General features: G+C 70.6%; 16 protein-coding genes. 7 read left to right on the top strand and 9 right to left on the bottom strand.

Annotated features, from left to right (window positions below; translation table 11 throughout):
* Positions 1 to 69 precede the first annotated feature (69 nt).
* Genes BBK82_RS44650 through BBK82_RS44635 form a run of 4 tightly spaced genes read left to right on the top strand, consistent with a single transcriptional unit; the run spans position 70 to position 3,791 of the window.
* Positions 70 to 2,382, top strand: a complete 2,313-nt coding sequence (locus BBK82_RS44650) for a sensor histidine kinase (protein WP_237048498.1) — start codon at positions 70 to 72, stop codon at positions 2,380 to 2,382.
* Positions 2,383 to 2,420: 38 nt separating this feature from the next.
* Positions 2,421 to 2,846 (top strand): roadblock/LC7 domain-containing protein, encoded by a 426-nt coding sequence (locus BBK82_RS44645; RefSeq protein ID WP_053733581.1) that lies wholly within the window; start codon positions 2,421 to 2,423, stop codon positions 2,844 to 2,846.
* Positions 2,843 to 3,217 carry a DUF742 domain-containing protein gene (locus tag BBK82_RS44640; RefSeq protein WP_065920310.1) on the top strand — a complete coding sequence of 125 codons (375 nt, stop codon included), beginning with the start codon at positions 2,843 to 2,845 and terminating at the stop codon, positions 3,215 to 3,217. The genes BBK82_RS44645 and BBK82_RS44640 overlap by 4 nt, the downstream gene beginning before the upstream one ends.
* Positions 3,198 to 3,791 carry a GTP-binding protein gene (locus BBK82_RS44635; RefSeq protein WP_065920309.1) on the top strand — a complete coding sequence of 198 codons (594 nt, stop codon included), beginning with the start codon at positions 3,198 to 3,200 and terminating at the stop codon, positions 3,789 to 3,791. Before BBK82_RS44640 ends, BBK82_RS44635 begins: the two co-directional genes overlap by 20 nt.
* Before the next feature lie 59 nt (positions 3,792 to 3,850).
* On the opposite strand, the gene BBK82_RS44630 is transcribed toward BBK82_RS44635, so the two are convergent.
* From BBK82_RS44630 to BBK82_RS44610, 5 genes are all read right to left on the bottom strand, one after another.
* Entirely contained in the window at positions 3,851 to 5,209 is a 1,359-nt protein-coding gene (locus BBK82_RS44630; protein ID WP_065920308.1) for a tryptophanase, read from the bottom strand.
* 31 nt (positions 5,210 to 5,240) lie between these two features.
* Positions 5,241 to 6,179: a tryptophan dimethylallyltransferase family protein gene (locus BBK82_RS44625; protein ID WP_418287551.1), complete on the bottom strand. Its 939-nt coding sequence runs from the start codon at positions 6,177 to 6,179 to the stop codon at positions 5,241 to 5,243.
* 1,285 nt (positions 6,180 to 7,464) lie between these two features.
* A complete protein-coding gene (locus BBK82_RS44620; RefSeq protein ID WP_065920307.1) occupies positions 7,465 to 8,433 on the bottom strand; it encodes a lysyl oxidase family protein in 969 nt (322 codons plus the stop codon).
* Entirely contained in the window at positions 8,409 to 9,752 is a 1,344-nt protein-coding gene (locus tag BBK82_RS44615) for an NAD(P)/FAD-dependent oxidoreductase (protein ID WP_065920306.1), read from the bottom strand. The genes BBK82_RS44620 and BBK82_RS44615 overlap by 25 nt, the downstream gene beginning before the upstream one ends.
* On the bottom strand, positions 9,752 to 10,540 hold the full coding sequence (locus tag BBK82_RS44610; protein WP_065920305.1) for a glycosyltransferase: 789 nt from the start codon (positions 10,538 to 10,540) through the stop codon (positions 9,752 to 9,754). The genes BBK82_RS44615 and BBK82_RS44610 overlap by 1 nt, the downstream gene beginning before the upstream one ends.
* Before the next feature lie 316 nt (positions 10,541 to 10,856).
* On the opposite strand from BBK82_RS44610, the gene BBK82_RS44605 reads away from it, so the two are divergent.
* From BBK82_RS44605 to BBK82_RS44595, 3 genes are read left to right on the top strand one after another with little or no spacing between them, the layout of a single operon-like run.
* Positions 10,857 to 11,303, top strand: a complete 447-nt coding sequence (locus BBK82_RS44605) for a hypothetical protein (RefSeq protein WP_154697878.1) — start codon at positions 10,857 to 10,859, stop codon at positions 11,301 to 11,303.
* Positions 11,264 to 11,809: a sugar transferase gene (locus BBK82_RS44600; RefSeq protein WP_237047931.1), complete on the top strand. Its 546-nt coding sequence runs from the start codon at positions 11,264 to 11,266 to the stop codon at positions 11,807 to 11,809. Before BBK82_RS44605 ends, BBK82_RS44600 begins: the two co-directional genes overlap by 40 nt.
* Positions 11,791 to 13,023, top strand: a complete 1,233-nt coding sequence (locus BBK82_RS44595; RefSeq protein WP_237047930.1) for a putative glycoside hydrolase family 15 protein — start codon at positions 11,791 to 11,793, stop codon at positions 13,021 to 13,023. Before BBK82_RS44600 ends, BBK82_RS44595 begins: the two co-directional genes overlap by 19 nt.
* On the opposite strand, the gene BBK82_RS44590 is transcribed toward BBK82_RS44595, so the two are convergent.
* From BBK82_RS44590 to BBK82_RS44575, 4 genes are read right to left on the bottom strand one after another with little or no spacing between them, the layout of a single operon-like run.
* Positions 13,004 to 14,101 (bottom strand): glycosyltransferase family 4 protein, encoded by a 1,098-nt coding sequence (locus BBK82_RS44590; protein WP_065920302.1) that lies wholly within the window; start codon positions 14,099 to 14,101, stop codon positions 13,004 to 13,006. The two genes, BBK82_RS44595 and BBK82_RS44590, sit on opposite strands and share 20 nt — an antisense overlap.
* Positions 14,098 to 15,165: a glycosyltransferase gene (locus tag BBK82_RS44585; protein WP_065920301.1), complete on the bottom strand. Its 1,068-nt coding sequence runs from the start codon at positions 15,163 to 15,165 to the stop codon at positions 14,098 to 14,100. Before BBK82_RS44585 ends, BBK82_RS44590 begins: the two co-directional genes overlap by 4 nt.
* Positions 15,162 to 16,568, bottom strand: a complete 1,407-nt coding sequence (locus BBK82_RS44580) for an oligosaccharide flippase family protein (RefSeq protein ID WP_065920300.1) — start codon at positions 16,566 to 16,568, stop codon at positions 15,162 to 15,164. Before BBK82_RS44580 ends, BBK82_RS44585 begins: the two co-directional genes overlap by 4 nt.
* Positions 16,565 to 17,809, bottom strand: a complete 1,245-nt coding sequence (locus tag BBK82_RS44575) for a glycosyltransferase 87 family protein (RefSeq protein ID WP_237047929.1) — start codon at positions 17,807 to 17,809, stop codon at positions 16,565 to 16,567. Before BBK82_RS44575 ends, BBK82_RS44580 begins: the two co-directional genes overlap by 4 nt.
* Positions 17,810 to 17,811: the final 2 nt, after the last annotated feature.

Raw genomic sequence — 17,811 nt, 5'->3', positions numbered from 1 at the left:
ACAAATTACAAGACAATTCGGTCCCGCCTCACCGGTGTTGTCGTTGTTCCCAGCATCGTGCTTCTGGTGATGTGGGTGCTGTTCTCGTCCTACACCGTGTTCGACGGGCTGTACCTGCGCCTGGTCGCCTCCGGTGTCCGGGACGCGTCCATTCCGGCCGTGCAGTCGTTCGCCTCCCTGCAGAAGGAACGCGAGCTCAGCATGACGAGCCTGAGCCGGCCGGGTTCCGGGGTCACCGCCCTGCAGAAGCAGTGGCAGGAGACCGACTCCGACCTGAACACGATGAAAAACGCGTTCAACGGCCTCGCCGCCCAGGCGCCGCAGGAGGTCGTGGACGCGATCAACAAGCTCAACGGGCTGCTGGACCAGCTGCCGCAGCAGCGCGCCGTGCTGGAGGCGGGCACCGCCGACAAGGCCGAGGTCTACCGCTTCTACAACAGCGTCCTCGACGCCGGCGCCTCGCTCTACAACACCCAGGCCCGCATCGTGCCCGACGCACCGACGGTGCAGGGCGCGCTCGCCGCCGTGCAGTACTTCCAGGCCGCCGACGCGATGTCGCGGGCGGGCTCCGTCGCCGCCGGTGCGCTCACGGCCGGCCGGTTCACGCCCGAGGACCACCGCGAGTTCGTCTACCTCGTCGGCGCCTACCGCTCGTCGCTGGCCGCCATCGAGCCCAACGCGCTGAAGGAAGTGCGCGACCACTACCAGCGCGTCGTCGTCAGCCAGCCCTGGCAGCAGCTCGTCACACTGGAGAACCGGCTGCTGCAGAACGCGGAACGGCCCATCGGCCAGTCCGTGGGCGCGGCCGACTGGGAGTCCGCGAGCCGCGCCGTGTCGGCCGAGCTGACGACCCTGGTGCAGGAGCAGTCCATCGGTGCGGTCAACGTGGCGCTGGAGAACGGTGACGACAAGTTCAACACCGTCCTCATCGGCAGCCTCGTCGCCCTGCTCGCGGTCATCGCCGGCATCTTCGTCGCGGTCCGCATCTCCAACCGCCTGGTCAACAAGGCCTTGATCGTCCGCCTGACCAACCTGAAGAGCGACTCGCTCAAGCTCGCCCACGAGCGCCTGCCCGACATCGTCGAGCGGCTGCGCGAGGGCAAGCACGTCGACGTCGCCGCCGAGGTCCCCTCGCTCGACTACGGCAACGACGAGATCGGCCAGGTGGCCGACGCGTTCAACGCCGCGCAGTACACCGCCGTCGCCGCGGCCGTGAAGGAGAGCCAGACGCGTGAAGGCGTCAACCGGGTCTTCCTCGACATCGCGCGCCGCAACCAGGGCCTGGTGCACCGCCAGCTGAAGATCCTGGACCGGCTGCAGCACGAGGAGGAGAACCCCGAGCAGCTCGACGCGTTCTTCCAGCTCGACCACCTCGCGACCCGCGCCCGCCGCAACGCCGAGAACCTGATCATCCTCACCGGGGAGCAGCCCGGCAGGCAGTGGCGCAAGCCCGTCCGCATGCTCGACGTGGTGCGCGCCGCGGTCGCCGAGACCGAGCAGTACGCGCGGGTCAAGGTGAACCCGGTGCCCGAGGTGGCGCTGACCGGTGCCGCCGTCGCCGACACCATCCACCTGATCGCCGAGCTCGTCGACAACGCGACCTCGTTCTCACCGCCGCGCTCGCAGGTCGAGGTCCACACCAGCGAGGTCCCGCAGGGCATCGTCGTGGAGATCGAGGACCAGGGCCTCGGCATCAAGGCGGAGGACCGCGAGCAGCACAACCAGATGCTGGCCGCGCCGCCGGACTTCGAGGCGATGCGCCTGCGCGGCGAGTCGCGCCTGGGCCTGTTCGTCGTCGCCCGCCTCGCCGCCCGCCGCGGCATCCGCGTCGAGCTGCGCGAGTGCTCCTCCGGCGGCACGATCGCGCTGGTGCTGATCCCCGCCGAGCTGCTCGCGGGCGACACGAGCGCGGTGGACCCGCAGGACGTCCCGCAGCTGCCCAGGCCCTCCTACCGCCAGCAGGCGCAGCAGGTCCGGCCGGAGACCACCGTGCCGCAGGCGCGTCCGTCGACGGAGTCGGGCTCCGAGCTGGACCAGTTCTGGGCGGGCGCCTCGACCAAGGGGCAGGTGACGGTCGCCGGCACCGACGGCCCCGAGCTGTCCCGCGCCCACACCGAGAGCTGGCCCGCCGAGAACACCGCGACCGCCGCGACCGCCGAGGAAGGTGGGGAGATGCGTCGTCAGGACGAACGACCCCAGCTGCCGCGCCGGCAGCGGCAGCAGCACCTCGTTCCTCAGCTGGCGAACGACGACCTGCGCCAAGACCCCGACCACACCGAGTTCGACGCCGAGGAACGGGCCGAACGGGCCCGCCACGGCCTGTCCGCCTTCCAGCGCGGCGCTCAGGACGCGCGGGCGACGGACCCCGAACTCGAACCGTGATGCGCACTGGGACACCGGAAACCGAAAGGCGATTTCCCATGGAAGAGATGACCGGCGGGCAGGCCAAGCTGAACTGGCTGCTGGACGACCTCGTGAGCAGAGTGGTGGGTGCTCGGCACGCGGTGGTGCTCTCCGCTGACGGTCTGCTGCTGGCCCGTTCTCCCGAACTGTCCAAGGACGACTCCGACCACCTCTCCGCGATGGCGTCGGCGTTCCAGTCGCTCGCCCGCGGCACCGGCAGGCACTTCGGTGGCGGCCAGGTGCGGCAGACCATCGTCGAGATGGAGCGCGCCTACCTGTTCGTCACCGCCGCCGGACAGGGCGCCTGCCTCGCGGTCGTCGGTGACGAGGACGCGGACATGGGCATGATCGCCTACGAGATGAACATGCTCGTGAAGCGCGTGGGCAGCTACCTGTCCACCGCGCCGCGCACCCCGCTGCCCACCGCGCTCGGGTTGTCATGACCATCCACTCGGGAGACTGGTGGTACGACGAGGCGGCCGGTCCACTGGTCCGCCCGTACGCGCTGGTGAGCGGCCGCACCCGGCCGGTGTGGGGCGATCTGCACCTCACGACCCAGGTGCGGGCCATCCGCACCTCGAACGACCCCGGCTCGCTCTCGGTGGAGCACACCGAGATCATGAAGCTGTGCCGCAAGCCGCTGTCCGTCGCGGAGGTGGCCGCCTACCTGCACGCGCCGCTGGTCGTGGTGAAGGTGCTGCTGAGCGACCTGATCCAGCGCGGGGACGTCATCACCCGCGACCCGTCGCGGATGGCGACCGCGATGGACATGAACCTACTGCAGAAGGTGCTGGATGGTGTCCGTGCAATCTGACCAGCGCGGCGACGACCTCGTCGTCCCCGTCGCCGTCAAGATCGTCGTCGCCGGCGGTTTCGGTGCCGGCAAGACCACGATGGTCGGGTCGGTCAGCGAGATCACCCCGTTGCGGACCGAGGAGCTCCTCACCGCGGCGGGTGAGGAGATCGACGACATCGTCGGCGTCGAGGGCAAGAACACCACGACGGTCGCGCTGGACTTCGGTCGCATCACGATCAACCCCGAGCTGGTGCTCTACCTGTTCGGCACGCCGGGTCAGGACCGGTTCTGGTTCATGTGGGACGAACTGGCGTCGGGCTCGATCGGCGCGGTGGTGCTCGTCGACACCCGCCGGCTGGAGACCGGGTTCGCCGCGATCGACTTCTTCGAGCGCAGGCAGATCCCGTTCGTGGTCGCCGTGAACTGCTTCGACGGCAGCTACTCCTACACCGAGGCGGAGGTGCGCCACGCCCTGGACGTCACCGACTCGGTGCCGCTGATGCTGTGCGACGCACGGGACCGCGAGTCGGCGAAGGCGGTGCTGGTGCGGGTGATCGAGCACGCGATGAACCGCATCAGCGTGCCTGCCTGAGCTGTTGTCGTAGTGCGGAAGGCCCCCTCGGCCGGTGACTCCGAGGGGGCCTTCTCGCGTCAGCGGACCTGGTCGAGCCGGGCGCGGAACGGGCGCAGCACCGCCGGCGCCTCCGTCAGGCGGTAGCCGGGCACGCGTTCGGGGTGCTTCGCGATGCTCGCGAGCGTCTCGGCCACGTACTCGAGGTGGCTGCGGGTGTAGACGCGGCGGGGGATCGCCAGGCGCACCAGCTCGAACGGCGCCGGCGTGAGCAGCTCGCCGGACTCGTTGATCTCGCCGAGGTAGAGCGACCCCAGCTCGGCACACCGCACACCGCCCGCCAGGTACAGCTCCGAGGCCAGCGCATGACCGGTGAACTGGTGTGACGGGATGTGCGGCAACAACCGGCCCGCGTTGAGGTAGACCGCGTGCACACCCGTCGGCGTGACACTGTCCACACCGGCCTCGCGCGCGCACTGGGCGAGGTAGGCGGTGGCGTCGGCACGTTCCTTGAGGTACGCCGGGTGCGTGACCTCCATCAGGCCCTGCGCGCACATGTCCAGGTCACGCCCGGAAAGCCCGCCGTAGGTGCGGAAACCCTCGGTGGCGATCAGCAGCAGCTCGCACTGCTTGGCCAGCTCGGTGTCCGCGAGCGCGAGCATCCCTCCGATGTGGACGATGCCGTCCTTCTTCAGGCTCACCACGCACCCGTCGGCCAGCCGGAACGCCAGCTTCGCCACGTCGCGCGGGGAGTGGTCGCGGTAGCGCTCCTCCCGCTGCGTGACCAGCCACGCGTTCTCGGCGAACCGGGCCGCGTCGAGGAAGAACGGCACCCCGAACCGGCGGCACAGCGCGCTCACGGCCTCGAGGTTCGCCATCGACACCGGCTGCCCGCCGCCGCCGTTGTTCGTGATCGTCATCAGCACCAGGCCGACGTCCTCCGGCCCCGCCAGCACCGCCTCCAGCGCGACGAGGTCGATGTCGCCCTTGAACGGCGCGTCGCTGTCGAGGTCCGCGGCCTCCGGGCAGGGCAGGTCCCGCACCACGGCACCGACCAGCTCGACGTTCGCGCGGGTCGTGTCGAAGTGCGTGTTGCCGACGGACAGCTGACCCGGCTTGAGCAGCGCGGAGAACAGGATCCGCTCGGCCGCGCGCCCCTGGTGCACCGGGAAGATGTGCGGGAAGCCGGTGAGCTCCTCGGCGACCTCCCGGAACCGGAAGAACGACCGCGCACCCGCGTACGTCTCGTCGCCGCGCATCCCGGCCGCCTGCTGCTCGGCCGACAACGCACCGGTGCCGGAGTCGCTCAGCAGGTCGATCGTGACGTCGTCGGCCGTCAGGTTGAACTGGTTGTAACCGGCCTCGGCGTACCGGCGCTCGCGGTAGTCGCGGGTGGTGATGGGGATGGGCTCGACGACCTTGATGCGGTACGGCTCCACGACACTTGCCTTCTTTCCTCGTGCTGCGGCACTACAACGACATGGCTGTGGTTCGGGGAGGGGTCACGTCGTAGGCCTCGGAGGACAGGTAGACGGTGACACCGGGACGCGGCCTGCCCAGGCGCAGCGAGATGTGGGCGATCAGCCCCACGCCCTCACCGAGCGGCCGCTGCACGATGCTCGCGAGCGCCAGCACGAACGGCGCCGGGTCGAGCCCGCACCTGGCCATGACCGCGAGGACGCGCTCACACGCCTCCAGGTCGTCCTGCACGTAGTCGCGCACCGGGATGTAGACCGAGTAGCCACCCGGCCGGTCGGTGTCGCCGGCCATGAAGTTGTAGGCCGACATCAGCGGCCGCCGGTCGAACGTGGAGGTGCCGGCACCGGCGATCGCGGCGACGTCCTCCAGCAGCTGGAGGTCCACGTCGGGCACCGCGGCCGCGGCGGCCAGCACGTCGGCGACCCCGGCGGAGTCGTGCGACACGTAGGTCTTCACCCGCGCGCGGTCGTCGTCCTTGAGGTCGAGTGCGAAGAAGGAGAACCGGTCGAGGCCGTCACGTCGCAACGCGTGCCGCGCCACCGTGGGGAAAGCCGAGTGGAGGCCGAGCCGGTCCAGCGCCGTGCGGACGAGCTCGGTGCCGTGCCCGGGACCGCGGACCTCGGGGTTGAGGTAGACCTTGATGACCGGCTGCGCGTCGATCCCGACGATCAGCGAGTACCAGAACGCGAACGCCCCCTGCGGGTCCTCCGGCAGGAACAGGTCGCGCACCTGGTCGAGCCGCCGCAGGTCGAGCCGGTGCTTCTCGGCGAGCCGGTCGAGCACCTCGAGCGCGGCGGTCAGGTTGGCCCGCCGGTCCGGCTGCTCGGCGATCGACTCGACGATCATCCTGACCGCCGGCCGTTCGTTCCTGCCCAAAGCGACGGAGAATTCAACAGGCGTGTGGTCATCGGCGACGAATGAGGGCCACAACGGATCGGCGGACAGTGGCCGCAGTGCGCCGGGGCCCAATGCGTCACCCAGCAGTTCGCTCGAACTGCCCGTCGAATCCGACAATCCAACAGCGCGCAACAGGCTCTGCAGTTGCCCAACAGCGAAATCGCGCAGCGTGAAGTCTGCCGTGCTCAAGACAGGGTCTCCTGATCGGCCGGGGAATCAGGGCAGGGCACAGTCCGGTCGGAGTGGAATGGCTGACGCTGAATTCTCTCAACTCACCACATGCCCAGGTCAAGGTCCAAGGGGGTTGCATGGGGCACTCTGCGCTGTGATGAAGGTTGCACTACTCGGCCTATTGACGTGAGCGCGAATGCGCTTCTCGAACAGTGTTCGGTTGCGCGAACTGGCGAATTGTGTTCCGAGTGGCGCTGTGCTAGTTGCGCGAGTGGTTTCGCAGAGTGAGTAGTTTGCGCTGCTAACTGGTTGTGTGGTATTGCGCTCGCGGGAAAGCAAACAAGGGGCGCCCGGTTGTCCGGACGCCCCTTGTGTCGGTATTCGTACCGGGACCGCGAGGCGGTGTCCGGAGTGGGTGGTGACGTTGTTGGAGGGCGGCCGTGCGGGTCGAGGGCCGCTGGTGGTGTTCGTGGTTGTTGCGCCTGGATGGCGCGGGTTCGCGCGCTGGACCTGGCTGGGGGAGCTGCCCCAGCCAGGCTCGGTAGGAGCGCCAAGGAGGGTGACGACCGCGCCCGCCGTGCCCGCGCTCACCGCTTCTCGGCGACGTTGCCGGTCACCGAGCCTGCATGTCCCGTTTTGAGCGCCGGTTCTAGCCGGGCAGCTCGCTGCAGGCGCGCGGCTGGCGTGTCATCGGGTGGCGCCGCGTCAGCTGCGCACGTGATCACCGTCCGCCGGCGACGTTCGTGGCTACCTCGCTTGTCCTGCTTCGCGCGTTGGCCTCGCCTGGGCAACTGCCGAGCGGGCTCGGTCGGCGTGCCGTCGAGGTGACGATCGCGCCCGCCGTGCCCAGGCTCACCGCCTGTCGGTGACATTTCCGGTCACCGAGCCTGCTTGTCCCGTTTGGAGCGCCGATTCTAGCCGGGCAGCTTCGCAGCAGTCGTGCGGCTGGCGCGTCATCGGGGGTGGCGCCACGTCAGCTGTGCACGTGACCACCGTCCGTCGGCGACGTTCGTGGCTACCCTGCTTGTCCTGCTTCGCGTGCTGGTCCTGGCCTGGGCAACTGCCGAGCGGGCCCGGTCGGCGCGCCAGCGGGGTGACGCCCGTGCCCGCCGTGCCCGCGATCACCGTGTGCGAGCGACGTTCCCGGTCACCGCGCCTGCTTGTCCCGCTTCGCGCAGCGGTCCTGGCCGGGGCAGCTGCGCAGCAGCCTCACCACCGGCGCGGCGTCGATCACGGCCGGTGGATTCGTCGCTCCCCCCGGCCACTGCACCGAGATCGACATCGACGACGCGTTGTTGCTGTAGTCCTTCTCCAGCAGGGCGCGGTCGGGGTTGGCGACGTTGACCACGTCGTAGACGCCGGACGGCACCTTGGTCAGGTCGAGCCACTGGAAGTCGACCGTGTGCTTGTAGTCGTCGCCGGAGCCGACGGAGATGCCGAACATGACGTCCAGTGCGGCCGGGTTGTGGTGTTCGCACATGTGGCCGTTGAGCTGGCCTGCCAGGTTGCCGGCGGGGGTTGCCGGGTCGAGCGGGCGGTTCGGGAGGTCGTCGCGCACGTCGTAGCGGTCGCCGATGCAGAACCCGTTCTTGCGGTCCGTCACGACCACGTTGCCGTCGGGGGTGCGCAGCTGGAAGTACTCGAAGTTGAGCAGGTGCCAGTGTTCGTGCGACTCGGCGGGTTCGTAGTAGGCGCTGGAGAACGTCTCCCGGTTGGCCTCGCGGTAGGTGCGGGGGATGGAACCGTCCTCGCCGGACTGGATCGCCTGGCGCACCTTCATCGTGGGCATGTCGTGGTTGTCGCGGTGGGCGTGCAGCAGCAGGGGGCCGTCGCCGATGTTGTCGATCGAGGTGGTGAACCGGAGGCGGACGGCCTCGACCCGGCCGCGGCCGTCCGGTGCGCACTGGCCGCGGGGCTTCGAGGCGTCCCGCACCAGGCAGACGTCCCAGTCCCGGCAGGAGGCCGGGTTGCCGGTGAAGCCGCCGGGGCAGCCGATCGGTGCCTGCCGCAGGTCGGGCAGCAGCTGGGTCGAGCCGGCGTGCACCTGCTGGGAGGACACGAGAGTTGCTGCGGTGACCGTGAGTGCGGTGATCACCGCGCCGATTCTGCTGACCATGCGTCGATCTCCTGAGGCGTGGGTCTCCTGGCGGTGCGCAGGAGGCGGTCGGTCACCGCGTTGGCGAGCTCGACGCTCGAGTTCCAGCTGGTGACGTTCGGGTAGACGTGGGCGGTGGTGGCGAGCAGCAGCCGGGTGCCGGGCACCTCCACGGCGGGCCGGTCGGTCAGGTAGCCCAGCGGGTACACGGGTTCGACGAACGGCGCCTTGAACACGCGCACCTCGTCGACGTCCGCCGGCTCCACACCGGGGTACAGGTCCAGCAGCTGCGAGGTCCACCGCGACGCGATGGCGTCCGGGTCCTCGCGGTACAGCGCGGACTCCCGGTCGGTGTAGCGCATGACGTACACCAGGTGCCGGCCGTCGTACGGTTCGGTGCCCGACAACGCGGACATCTCGATCACGCCGTCGAAGTCCGTGCCCGAGCGCAGCACCGGCGCCCAGTAGTGCCCCGACAACGGCTTGCGGAGGAAGAACAACGCGTTGACCACGCCCTGGTAGCGCAACCGGACCTCGGGCAGCCGCGCGGCCAACGAGGAGTCCGCGATCTCGCGCAACGCCGGCAGCGGCACCGTGGAGACCGCGTGGTCCGCCTCGACCACCGAACCGTCCGCCAGCGTGACGAACACGCGGTCGCCCGCCGTCTCCAAGCGCGCAACGGGAGCCGACGTGCGCACGACCCCGCCACGGTCCTCAATGGACGCCCGCAACGCGTCGATCACGCTCTTGTAGCCACCGACCGGGTAGCCGCGCACCGAGTCGTTGCTCTCGCGGCCCAGGCGCTGCCACAGGTACAGCGCGGGCACGTCACCGAACGCGGACCCGAACTTCGCACCGAACATCGGCGCGAGCAGCGTGGTCCACACCGCGTCGCCGTACAGGCCGCGCAACCAGTCCTCGGTGCGCAGCCGGTCGAGGTCCTCGCCCTTGCCCAACCGCCGCAGCAGCAACGAGACCACGCCGAACCGCACCCGGTCCACCAGGCTCAGCGGCCGGAACCGCAGCAGGTCCAGCGCGGAGTTGAACGAGTGGTGGCGGCCCTCGACGACCATTCCCATGGTCGTGCGCTGCCAGCCGATGCTCTCGCGCAGCCCGACCTCGTCCAGCAGGCCGAGCAACGCGTCGTCGGTCGGCATCACGCAGTGGTAGAAGCGCTCCACCCACCGGCCGCGCGACGGGAAGAACGTGCCGAGCCCGCCGAGCTGGTCGCTGCTCTCCAGCAACGTCACCGGCAGCCCGGCCCGCACGAGCCGGTGTGCGGTGGCGAGGCCGCAGACACCTCCGCCGATCACGACCACGTTGCGCACAGGAACGGCCATCAGAGCTTCCGGTAGGGCACGGGCGCGAGGCGGTCACGCGTGAGCAGCACCAGGTACTGGGTCAGCGTCCGGCCGAGCCGGAGCTTGCTGGAACCGGGCTTGCGGTCGTAGCGCAGCCGGAACGGGATCTCGCTGACCACCGGGCCGCAGTGGCGCAGCTTCATCAGCAGCTCGACCATGCACGCGAACCCGCGCTCCTCGACCAGCCGCTCGCCCCAGTGGGCGGCGGCCCTGCGCAGCAGGCTCACCCGGTAGGCGCGGTAGCCGCAGGTGAAGTCCTGGATGCCGTCGAAGTGCAGCACCCGACCGAACACCACGCGGGCGCCGCGCGACAGCACCCGGCGCCAGCGCGGTGCCGTGGAGTCGTCACCGCCGCCGACGAAGCGCGAGCAGATCACCACGTCCGCACCGGCCGCGATCTCCCGCAGCAGCGCGGGGATCAGGCCGGGGTCGTGCGTGTCGTCGGCGTCCATCACGACCATCACGTCGCCCTCGGCCGCCGCGTCGAGCACCGCCCGCAGTCCTGATTGGACGGCCTGGCCGAGACCGAGGTTCACCGGGTGGCGCACCAGCCGGACGTCGAGCCCGCGCACGCCCGCCACGCAGTCGCCGGTGCCGTCGGACGAGCCGTCGTCGACCACCCACACGGTGATCCGGTCGGCGAGCTCGACCGCGGCGATGCGCCGCAGCAGCGGCGGCAGCGCGGCCGCCTCGTTGTAGGCGGGGAGCACGACGTGCACGTCGCCGCACGGCCGGACGTCGTCCTGCGGGGCCTGGGCGGTCTGCACGACCTGCGGTCTGCACGGCCTGGACGGTCGTGGCCGGTTGCCCGGCCGATCGCCGGACACCGTTTTCGCCGACTCTCACTCAATGCCCCCACTTCGGTGGCTCGCGGTTGGTGGCATGAATTATTGACACGACGTGCTAAAGCTTTTGAGACGACCCTGGCGTAGATCAGGGAAGTAGTACGCCGAAAGCTCACCAACCGCATTCACTCAGCACACCGAAGAGGGAAATTTGATACCCGAAGAGCTGAATTCCGCTCGTTCGTTAACTCTTTCGTGTCGCTGTGCCGTCCCAACTCCTTCGATCGGATGATCTTCAATGAGGCGACTCTCGGCGGTGGCCGTTCCCGCCGCACCACCGCAGGCGGACGAGGTCGGGCGGACTGAGCACCGGCGCCCGCCGCGGCGCGAGGACAGAGGGCGGCGCCGCCGGACGCGAGACCTGCTCAGCCGGGTGAACGCGGTGGCCGTGCTGCTCGGCCTGGCCGACGCCGCCACGCTGACCGCGGAGCGTGGACCGCCGGCTCGGCTGGGCCTGGGCCGCCGGGATCGCGGTCACCGTGCTCGGCATCAGGGCGGCCTGGCGGCTCTACCGCAGGAGGCTGTGGCTGTCGTGGCTGCAGGACCTGCCCGGTCGGCGGCGAGCACGGCGCTGGCGTTCGCGCTGCTCACCGTCGTCGGCCTGGTGAGCACCGCGCCGGCGGCCGACGGCGCGCCGCCGACCTGGTGCTGGCCGCGGTCGCGCTGGTCGTGCTGTCGCCGGTGATCGGCCTGTGCGCGCTCGCGGTGCTGGTCGAGAGCGGGCGCCCGCTGTTCTTCCGGCAGGTCAGGGTGGGGATGGACGACCGCACGTTCGTCCTCTACAAGATCCGCAGCGTCCGCCAGTCGGGTGAGGACGACTCCCAGGTGCGCTGGTCGGTCGAGGGCGACTCGCGGGTGGGCCCGGTCGGCCGGTTCCTGCGCCGCACCTCCCTCGACGAGCTGCCCCAGCTGTGGAACGTCCTGCGCGGCGACATGTGCGTGGTCGGGCCACGCCCGGAGCGTCCCGGTTTCGTTCGCGAGTTCTCCGCAATTCACGAGCTATATTGGGCGCGCCATCGCGTTCCCACCGGACTGACGGGACTTGCTCAGGTGCACGGGTTGAGGGGTGACACCTCGATCGCCGACAGGTCTCGATACGACAACTACTACATCGCGAACTGGTCGCTGTGGCTCGACCTGAGGATTCTACTGATGACGGCAGGTGAGTTGTGTTGTCGCAGAAATCGCTGATCCGTCGATTCGCCGGCGTTGTTCTCGTGTTGTTGTCCACCGCGTGCTCGGTCAGCGCGGCGAGCGACCCGATCGTCACCGGGCCGGTGCCGAAACCGCTCGCGCCGTGCGCGTGGTGGTACGGCATCGGCGACTCGCCGGCGGCCTGGGAGATCCGCGAGGCGGCCAAGCACTACGACGTGGTCGTTCTCAACGCCTGGGAGACCTCGGCGATGCGGCGGCTGCACGACCTGAACCCGAAGGTCAAGGTGCTGGTGTACAAGGACTTCTCCAGCACCCGCAACTACGCCGGCGCGGTCGAGGGTGACCGCGACTCCAAGTACCTGCCCACCGGCATCGGGTACCACGCCGCGCAGCAGCAACACCCGGACTGGTTCGCGACCGACACGAACGGCAAGCGCATCGAGTGGGCCGGCTACCCGAAGCACTGGCAGATGACCGTGTGGAACAAGGCCTACCAGGAGGCCTGGACCAAGGCGGTCGTCGCCGAGGTGGTGCGCGAGGGCTGGGACGGCGTGCTGGCCGACAACGACTTCAGCTCGTTGCGCTACTACTCGCCCGCGGTGATCGCGGGCACGTCCGACACCGCGGGCACCGACCGGTTGCTGCGCGAAGGTCTGGACGGCTTGCTGCAGCTCTCCGGCGACGCGCTGGAGAAGGCCGGGAAGATGCTGGTGCCCAACGTCTCGGAGTCGCAGCTGACGCCGGGGCGCTGGTCGGCGCACTCCCGGTACTCGGGGGCGATGGAGGAGAACTTCGGCCTGCGCGGCGACAACGGCGCCGGTGAGCTGATCACGTTCAAGGGCAACCAGTTCAAGGAGCAGCGCGCGCAGGCCGCGCTCGGCGAGTCGTGGCTGCTGCTGATCACGCACACGAAGTCGGACCAGGAGGAACGCGTCGGGTACGCCTCCGCCGCGTTGCTCGCGAGCCCGCACACCTGCTGGACCCAGGCCGACCCCAGCTACAAGAGCCCCTACTGGTCGATCTACCAGGACGCGCGGCTGGGCGAGGCGGTCGAGGCGGCCAACCGGCTGCCCAGCGGGGCGTGGACCCGCCGCTTCAGCAACGGCTGGGTGGCGGTGAACCCGACGAAGGCGGCCGTGCGGCTGACCCCGCCCGCGGGCCTGGTGACGTTGCGGGGCGAGCCGGTGGCGCCGGAGACGGACCTGCCTCCGGCGGACGCGGCCGTCTACGTCAACGCGCCGAAGAAGTGAGCTTGCGGTAGAGCTCGAGGTGGCGGCGGGCGCACACCTCGGGGGTGAACCGTTCGCGCGCCCGCATGGCCAGGGCCTGGCCGGTGCGGCCGGGCTCGGGGTCGGCGAACAGCGCGGCCAGCTTGGCCGCGAGCGCGGCCACGTCACCGGCACGCGGGCAGTCGTCGGCGGGCACGCCCAGCATGTCCGCGACCCCGCCGGTGTCCGTGGCGAGCACCGGTTTGCCGGCCGCCATGGCCTCGGCGACGACGAGCGGCTGCTGTTCCATCGTGGACGGCAGCACCAGCGCGTCGTGCTCGCGCAACAGGTCCGGGACGTCGGTGCGGAACCCGAGGAACCGCACCCGGTCCTGCAGCCCGCGCCGGGTCACCCTGCCCTCCGCCTGCGTCCGTTGTGGACCGTCACCGACGACCGTGAGCGTGGCGTCAGCCGGCATCGTGGTCTCCAGGGCGTCCAGCAGGTTCAGCAGGCCCTTGCGTTCCACGAGCAGGCCCACGAACGCGAGCTTGCGCACGGGCGCCGTGGGTGGGTGCGCCTCGCCGACGTCCACGCAGTTGTCGATGTGGGTCATCCGGTGCGGCGGCACGTAGAGGCGTTCCCGCAGGAACCGGCCCATCTCCCTGGCCGGGACCACGGTCCGGTGCACGACCCTGGCGACCGCGGCGTCACCGGCGAGCACCGCGCGGGTGTACGGCGACGGCGGCATCGACCCCCGCACGCACCGGAACCACGCCTCGTCCACGTCGTCGGGCACGCCGTGGTAGGTGTGCACGATCTTGGTGCCCCCGGTCGCGAGACCGGCGCTGACCAGTCCCGACCGCCGGTCCTGGGCGTGCACCACGTCCGGGCGCCACGCCCTGATCGCCGCGCGCGCCTGCCGGGCCGCCCGCATGTCGCCCTTGCTGGGGACCAGAATCTCCTCGAAGTACGGGTCGACCAGCTCCGCACCGCGCCGGGGCCGCGGGCCGAACACCCGCACCTCGGCGTCATCGGACTTGGCCAGCGCGGCGGCCAGGCGCACCGTCACATCCACCGGGCCCCCGCTGTCCTGGGTGAGCAGGTAGGCGATCCGTGTCATTCTCGTCCTCTCCGGGACAGCAGTTGCTCGGTGAGCGTCACGATCCGGTCGGTCATGCGCTCGCGGTCGAACAGGTTCTCGGCGCGGAGGCGGCCGCGTTTTCCCTCGGCGGCGGCGAGCTCGCGGTCGGTGAGGCGCAGGGCAATCGCTTGCGCCAGCGCGGTGACGTCGCCCGCGGGCACGACCTCGCCCGCGTCGCCGATGCTCTGCCGGACGCCTTCGACGTCGAACGCGACCACGGATCGGCCGCACGCCATGGCTTCCAGCGGGACCAACGCCATGCCCTCGGCGCGCGAGGGCAGCACCACGACGTCGGCTCGGGTGTAGAAGTCGGCGACCGCGGTGCTGTGGCCGTGCCAGTACACGCTCGGGTGGTGCTGTGCTCGCAGGGTTTCGGCCATCGGTCCGTCGCCGACGATCAGCAGCTGGGCGTCCGGGACTCGGCGCACCACCTCCGGCCACGCTTGCAGCAGCAGGTCCTGGCCCTTCTGGTGGGCGATGCGGCCGACGCACACCGCGGTCGGGGCTTCGTGCTCGTGGTGCCGTGGACGTAGTTGCCGGGTGTCGACGCCGTTGCACACGACCTCGGCCTCCGCCGTCACCCCGGTGGCGCGGCCGGCCGCGAGCTCGTCGTCGCTGACGCAGACCAGCAGGTCGGTCCAGCGGGACGCGAGCCTCTCCCAGCGGTGGCAGGCGGTGCGCAGCAGTCCGCCGGCGATCCGGAACGACCACAGGTGCGGCTGGAACAGGGTGGGCACGCGACCGCGCAGCACCAGCCTGGCCAGGCCGGCCTTGGAGCTGTGCAGGTGCACGACGTCCGGGTCGGCGTTCCTGAGCGTTCTGCGCAGGGACAGCAGCTCGCGTGCGGTGTTCGGTCCCGGCGCGCGGGTGGCGTGCCAGTCGAGGACCGGGATTCCACGTTCCTCTGCTTGGTCGGCGAGCCATCCGTCCGCGGGACAGGCGATCACGACGTCCCAGCCGCGGTCGAGCTGGGCGCGGGCGAGCTCCAGCACCACGACGGCGACACCGGCCTCGACCGGTTGCGTCACGTGGACGACCTTCACGTGCGCTCCTTGAGTCCGATGAGGACGGTGCGGTTGAGGGGCAGCACGACCGCGCAGTAGGCGGCGAGCAGCAGGAGACCGGTCGCGGCGAGGCTCAGGACGCTCGCGGGGCCCGGCAGGACCGTGCTGAGTGCGAGGCTCGTGACGGCACCGGCCGCCACCGTGGCGGTCGTGCGGGCCAGGCGGGGGAGGGGGACGGCGAGGCCGTTGCGGTGCAGCACCAGCCAGGTCACCGGGACCAGCAGCCACACCGTGACGGCCTGGGTGACCGCGACGGCCTGAGGTCCGTGCGCGGTCGTGAAGACCAGCGCGGTCACGAGGGTGACGAGGTGGGCGGCTTCGAGGGCGAGGTACTGGCGGGCGTGGCCGGCCGCCCTGATCACCTGGTACCAGACGTGCAGCAGCCCCAGCCCGAGTCCGTAGCCGCACAACGGGGTGAGGATCCGCGCGGCGTCCGCCCACTGCTGCCCGAGCAGCGTGATCCCGTCGGGCCGCAGCGCGACCGTGACGTACAGGCCACCGGTGACCACCAAGGTCGCCGTCGTGAACCGGTGCAGCGTCTCCGGCAGCTCGTCGCGCTGTCCACCTCGGACCTGCGCGGCGCAGATCGGGAACAGCACCCCGCCCAGCACGACCGCGACCATGATGTAGGGCACCCAGGCGATCCGGAATGCGAGCGAGTACCCGCCGACCGCCTCCGGGCCGAGGACGTGCCCGATGGCGAGGTAGTCGACGTTGATCAGCAGCACCGCGATCAACGCGCCGGGGCCGACGACGGCCATCCAGCCCGCGGCCTCCCGGGCAGCCTCGCGGTCCCAGACCGGCCGGATCCGCGCGCCCGCGACGACCGCGAGCGCCGGTTGCGCCACTGCCGTGCAGAGCAGGCCGAGGACGAACGCGGTCGGCCCGACCCTCTGGGCGGCCAGCGTGACAGTCACCGCCGCACCGAGCAGCATGCCGCCCGCGTCCGGCAGCATCCGCCGCCGGAAGTCGAGGTCGCGGTGCATCAAGGCCATCTGCACGCCGCCCGCCGCGGTGAACGGCAGCGTGAGCGCCGCGAGCCTCAGCAGCCCGGCGGCGTCAGGGGCCCCGAACGCCTGCGCGACGGGGTTTGCCGCGCTGATCACCGCGACGGCCAGGACGGTTCCGGCCGCGACGCTCATCGTGAGCACGGTGCCCGCGGTCGTCTTCGGGTCCCGTCCGGTGCGGCTGATGATGTCGTAGACGCCCATGGCCTGGACGACCTGGCCGATGTTGACGATCGACACGACCAGCGCCACCGCGCCCAGGTCGGCCTCGGTGAGGAAGAGCGCCAGCGCCAGCGTGACGACGATCTGGCTGCTCTTGCTCACCAGGTTGACCGCGAAGAGCCACAACGAGCCCCGCACCGCCACGTCGGTCATGTGACGCGCCGGGCGTGCCTGACCGCGAACACCGCGAGCACCAGCCACGCCGCCACGACCGCCGCCCCGTCGAGGGTGACGCTCGCCCGTGCCCCCAGGGCCGCTTTCACCGCGGTGTCGACGAAGTACAGGTGGGCGAACGGCACGACGAGCAGCAGCGCCGCCGCTCCGGCCCACCACCAGTGCCGGTCCTGCCGGTTCCGCCAGCACACGACGGCCAGCGCGACGAGTGCGGGAACCGCGATCAGCACGTCACCGGGCTGGTGCACCAGCGCGACGACGACACCGAGGCACGTCAGCACGTCCGCCGCCGCGGTGCCGTCGGTCTGGTCGAGCCGGCGGGCCAGCAACGCCGTGACCGCGAGGACGCCGATGAGGGCGATGAGCTCGGCCGCCGGTGGCAGCCAGCCGGTGGTGCGGAAGAGCACCGCGGGCAGGTCGATGCGCTGTGCCGTCATGGAGTCGACCGCGCCGTAGCCGGTGCTGCTGGCCCAGGCCAGGTTGCGGCCGATGACGTCGAGGAACCCACCGACGCCGTCCTTCATGACCAGGACCGCTGCCACCGGCAGGCTGGCGATCGTGGCGATCGCCGTGCCCATGAGCGCCACCTTGCGGTCACCGCGCACGAACATCAGCAGTGCCAGCGGCAGGCCGAACTGCGGTTTCAACCAGGCGAGCGCGAGTGCCGCCGCCGCCCAGCCGGGATGGCTCCCGCGCAACATCAACGCCGCGGCCACGCCGACCGCGATCAGCGGGTTCACCTGGCCGATGTACACCTGGGCCTTGCCGACCTGGCTCGTGATGAGCAGCGTGGCGACCACCGTGGTGCCCGCGACGAGGGGGAGCTGGGCCCGGTGCGCGGCCAGCAGGGCGAGCCCGACGAGCAGTACGACGCAGGCCAGCGCGAACGCCACCGCGCCGACCCGGTAGTCCGGCAGCGCGAACGGCATGTGCAGCACCAGGTGGTACGGCTGGTAGAGGTTGAAGTTCTGCCGCACCGGCCAGTTCGCGAACATCACCGCCGGGTCGTACGGGTTGCCGCCGGCCAGGAACTCGCGGATGGGGAAGTACAAAGCGTCGCGGAAGTCCTGCATGCGCTCTTCCGGCAGGTTCGCCTCGGTGGGCAGCGGCACCTCCCACGCGGGCTTGAGCGCGCGGACGGCGCTGGCGGTGCCGGCCAGGGCGACGAGGGCGACCAGGATCGTCCTGGCGAGGCCGGTCCGGTTGGTCGTGGTGATCACGG

It is taken from the genome of Lentzea guizhouensis (genome assembly GCF_001701025.1).
Classification (GTDB): domain Bacteria; phylum Actinomycetota; class Actinomycetes; order Mycobacteriales; family Pseudonocardiaceae; genus Lentzea; species Lentzea guizhouensis.
The sequence above is the reverse complement of the archived record's forward strand: the minus strand, read 5'-3'. Positions and strand labels throughout refer to the sequence as shown.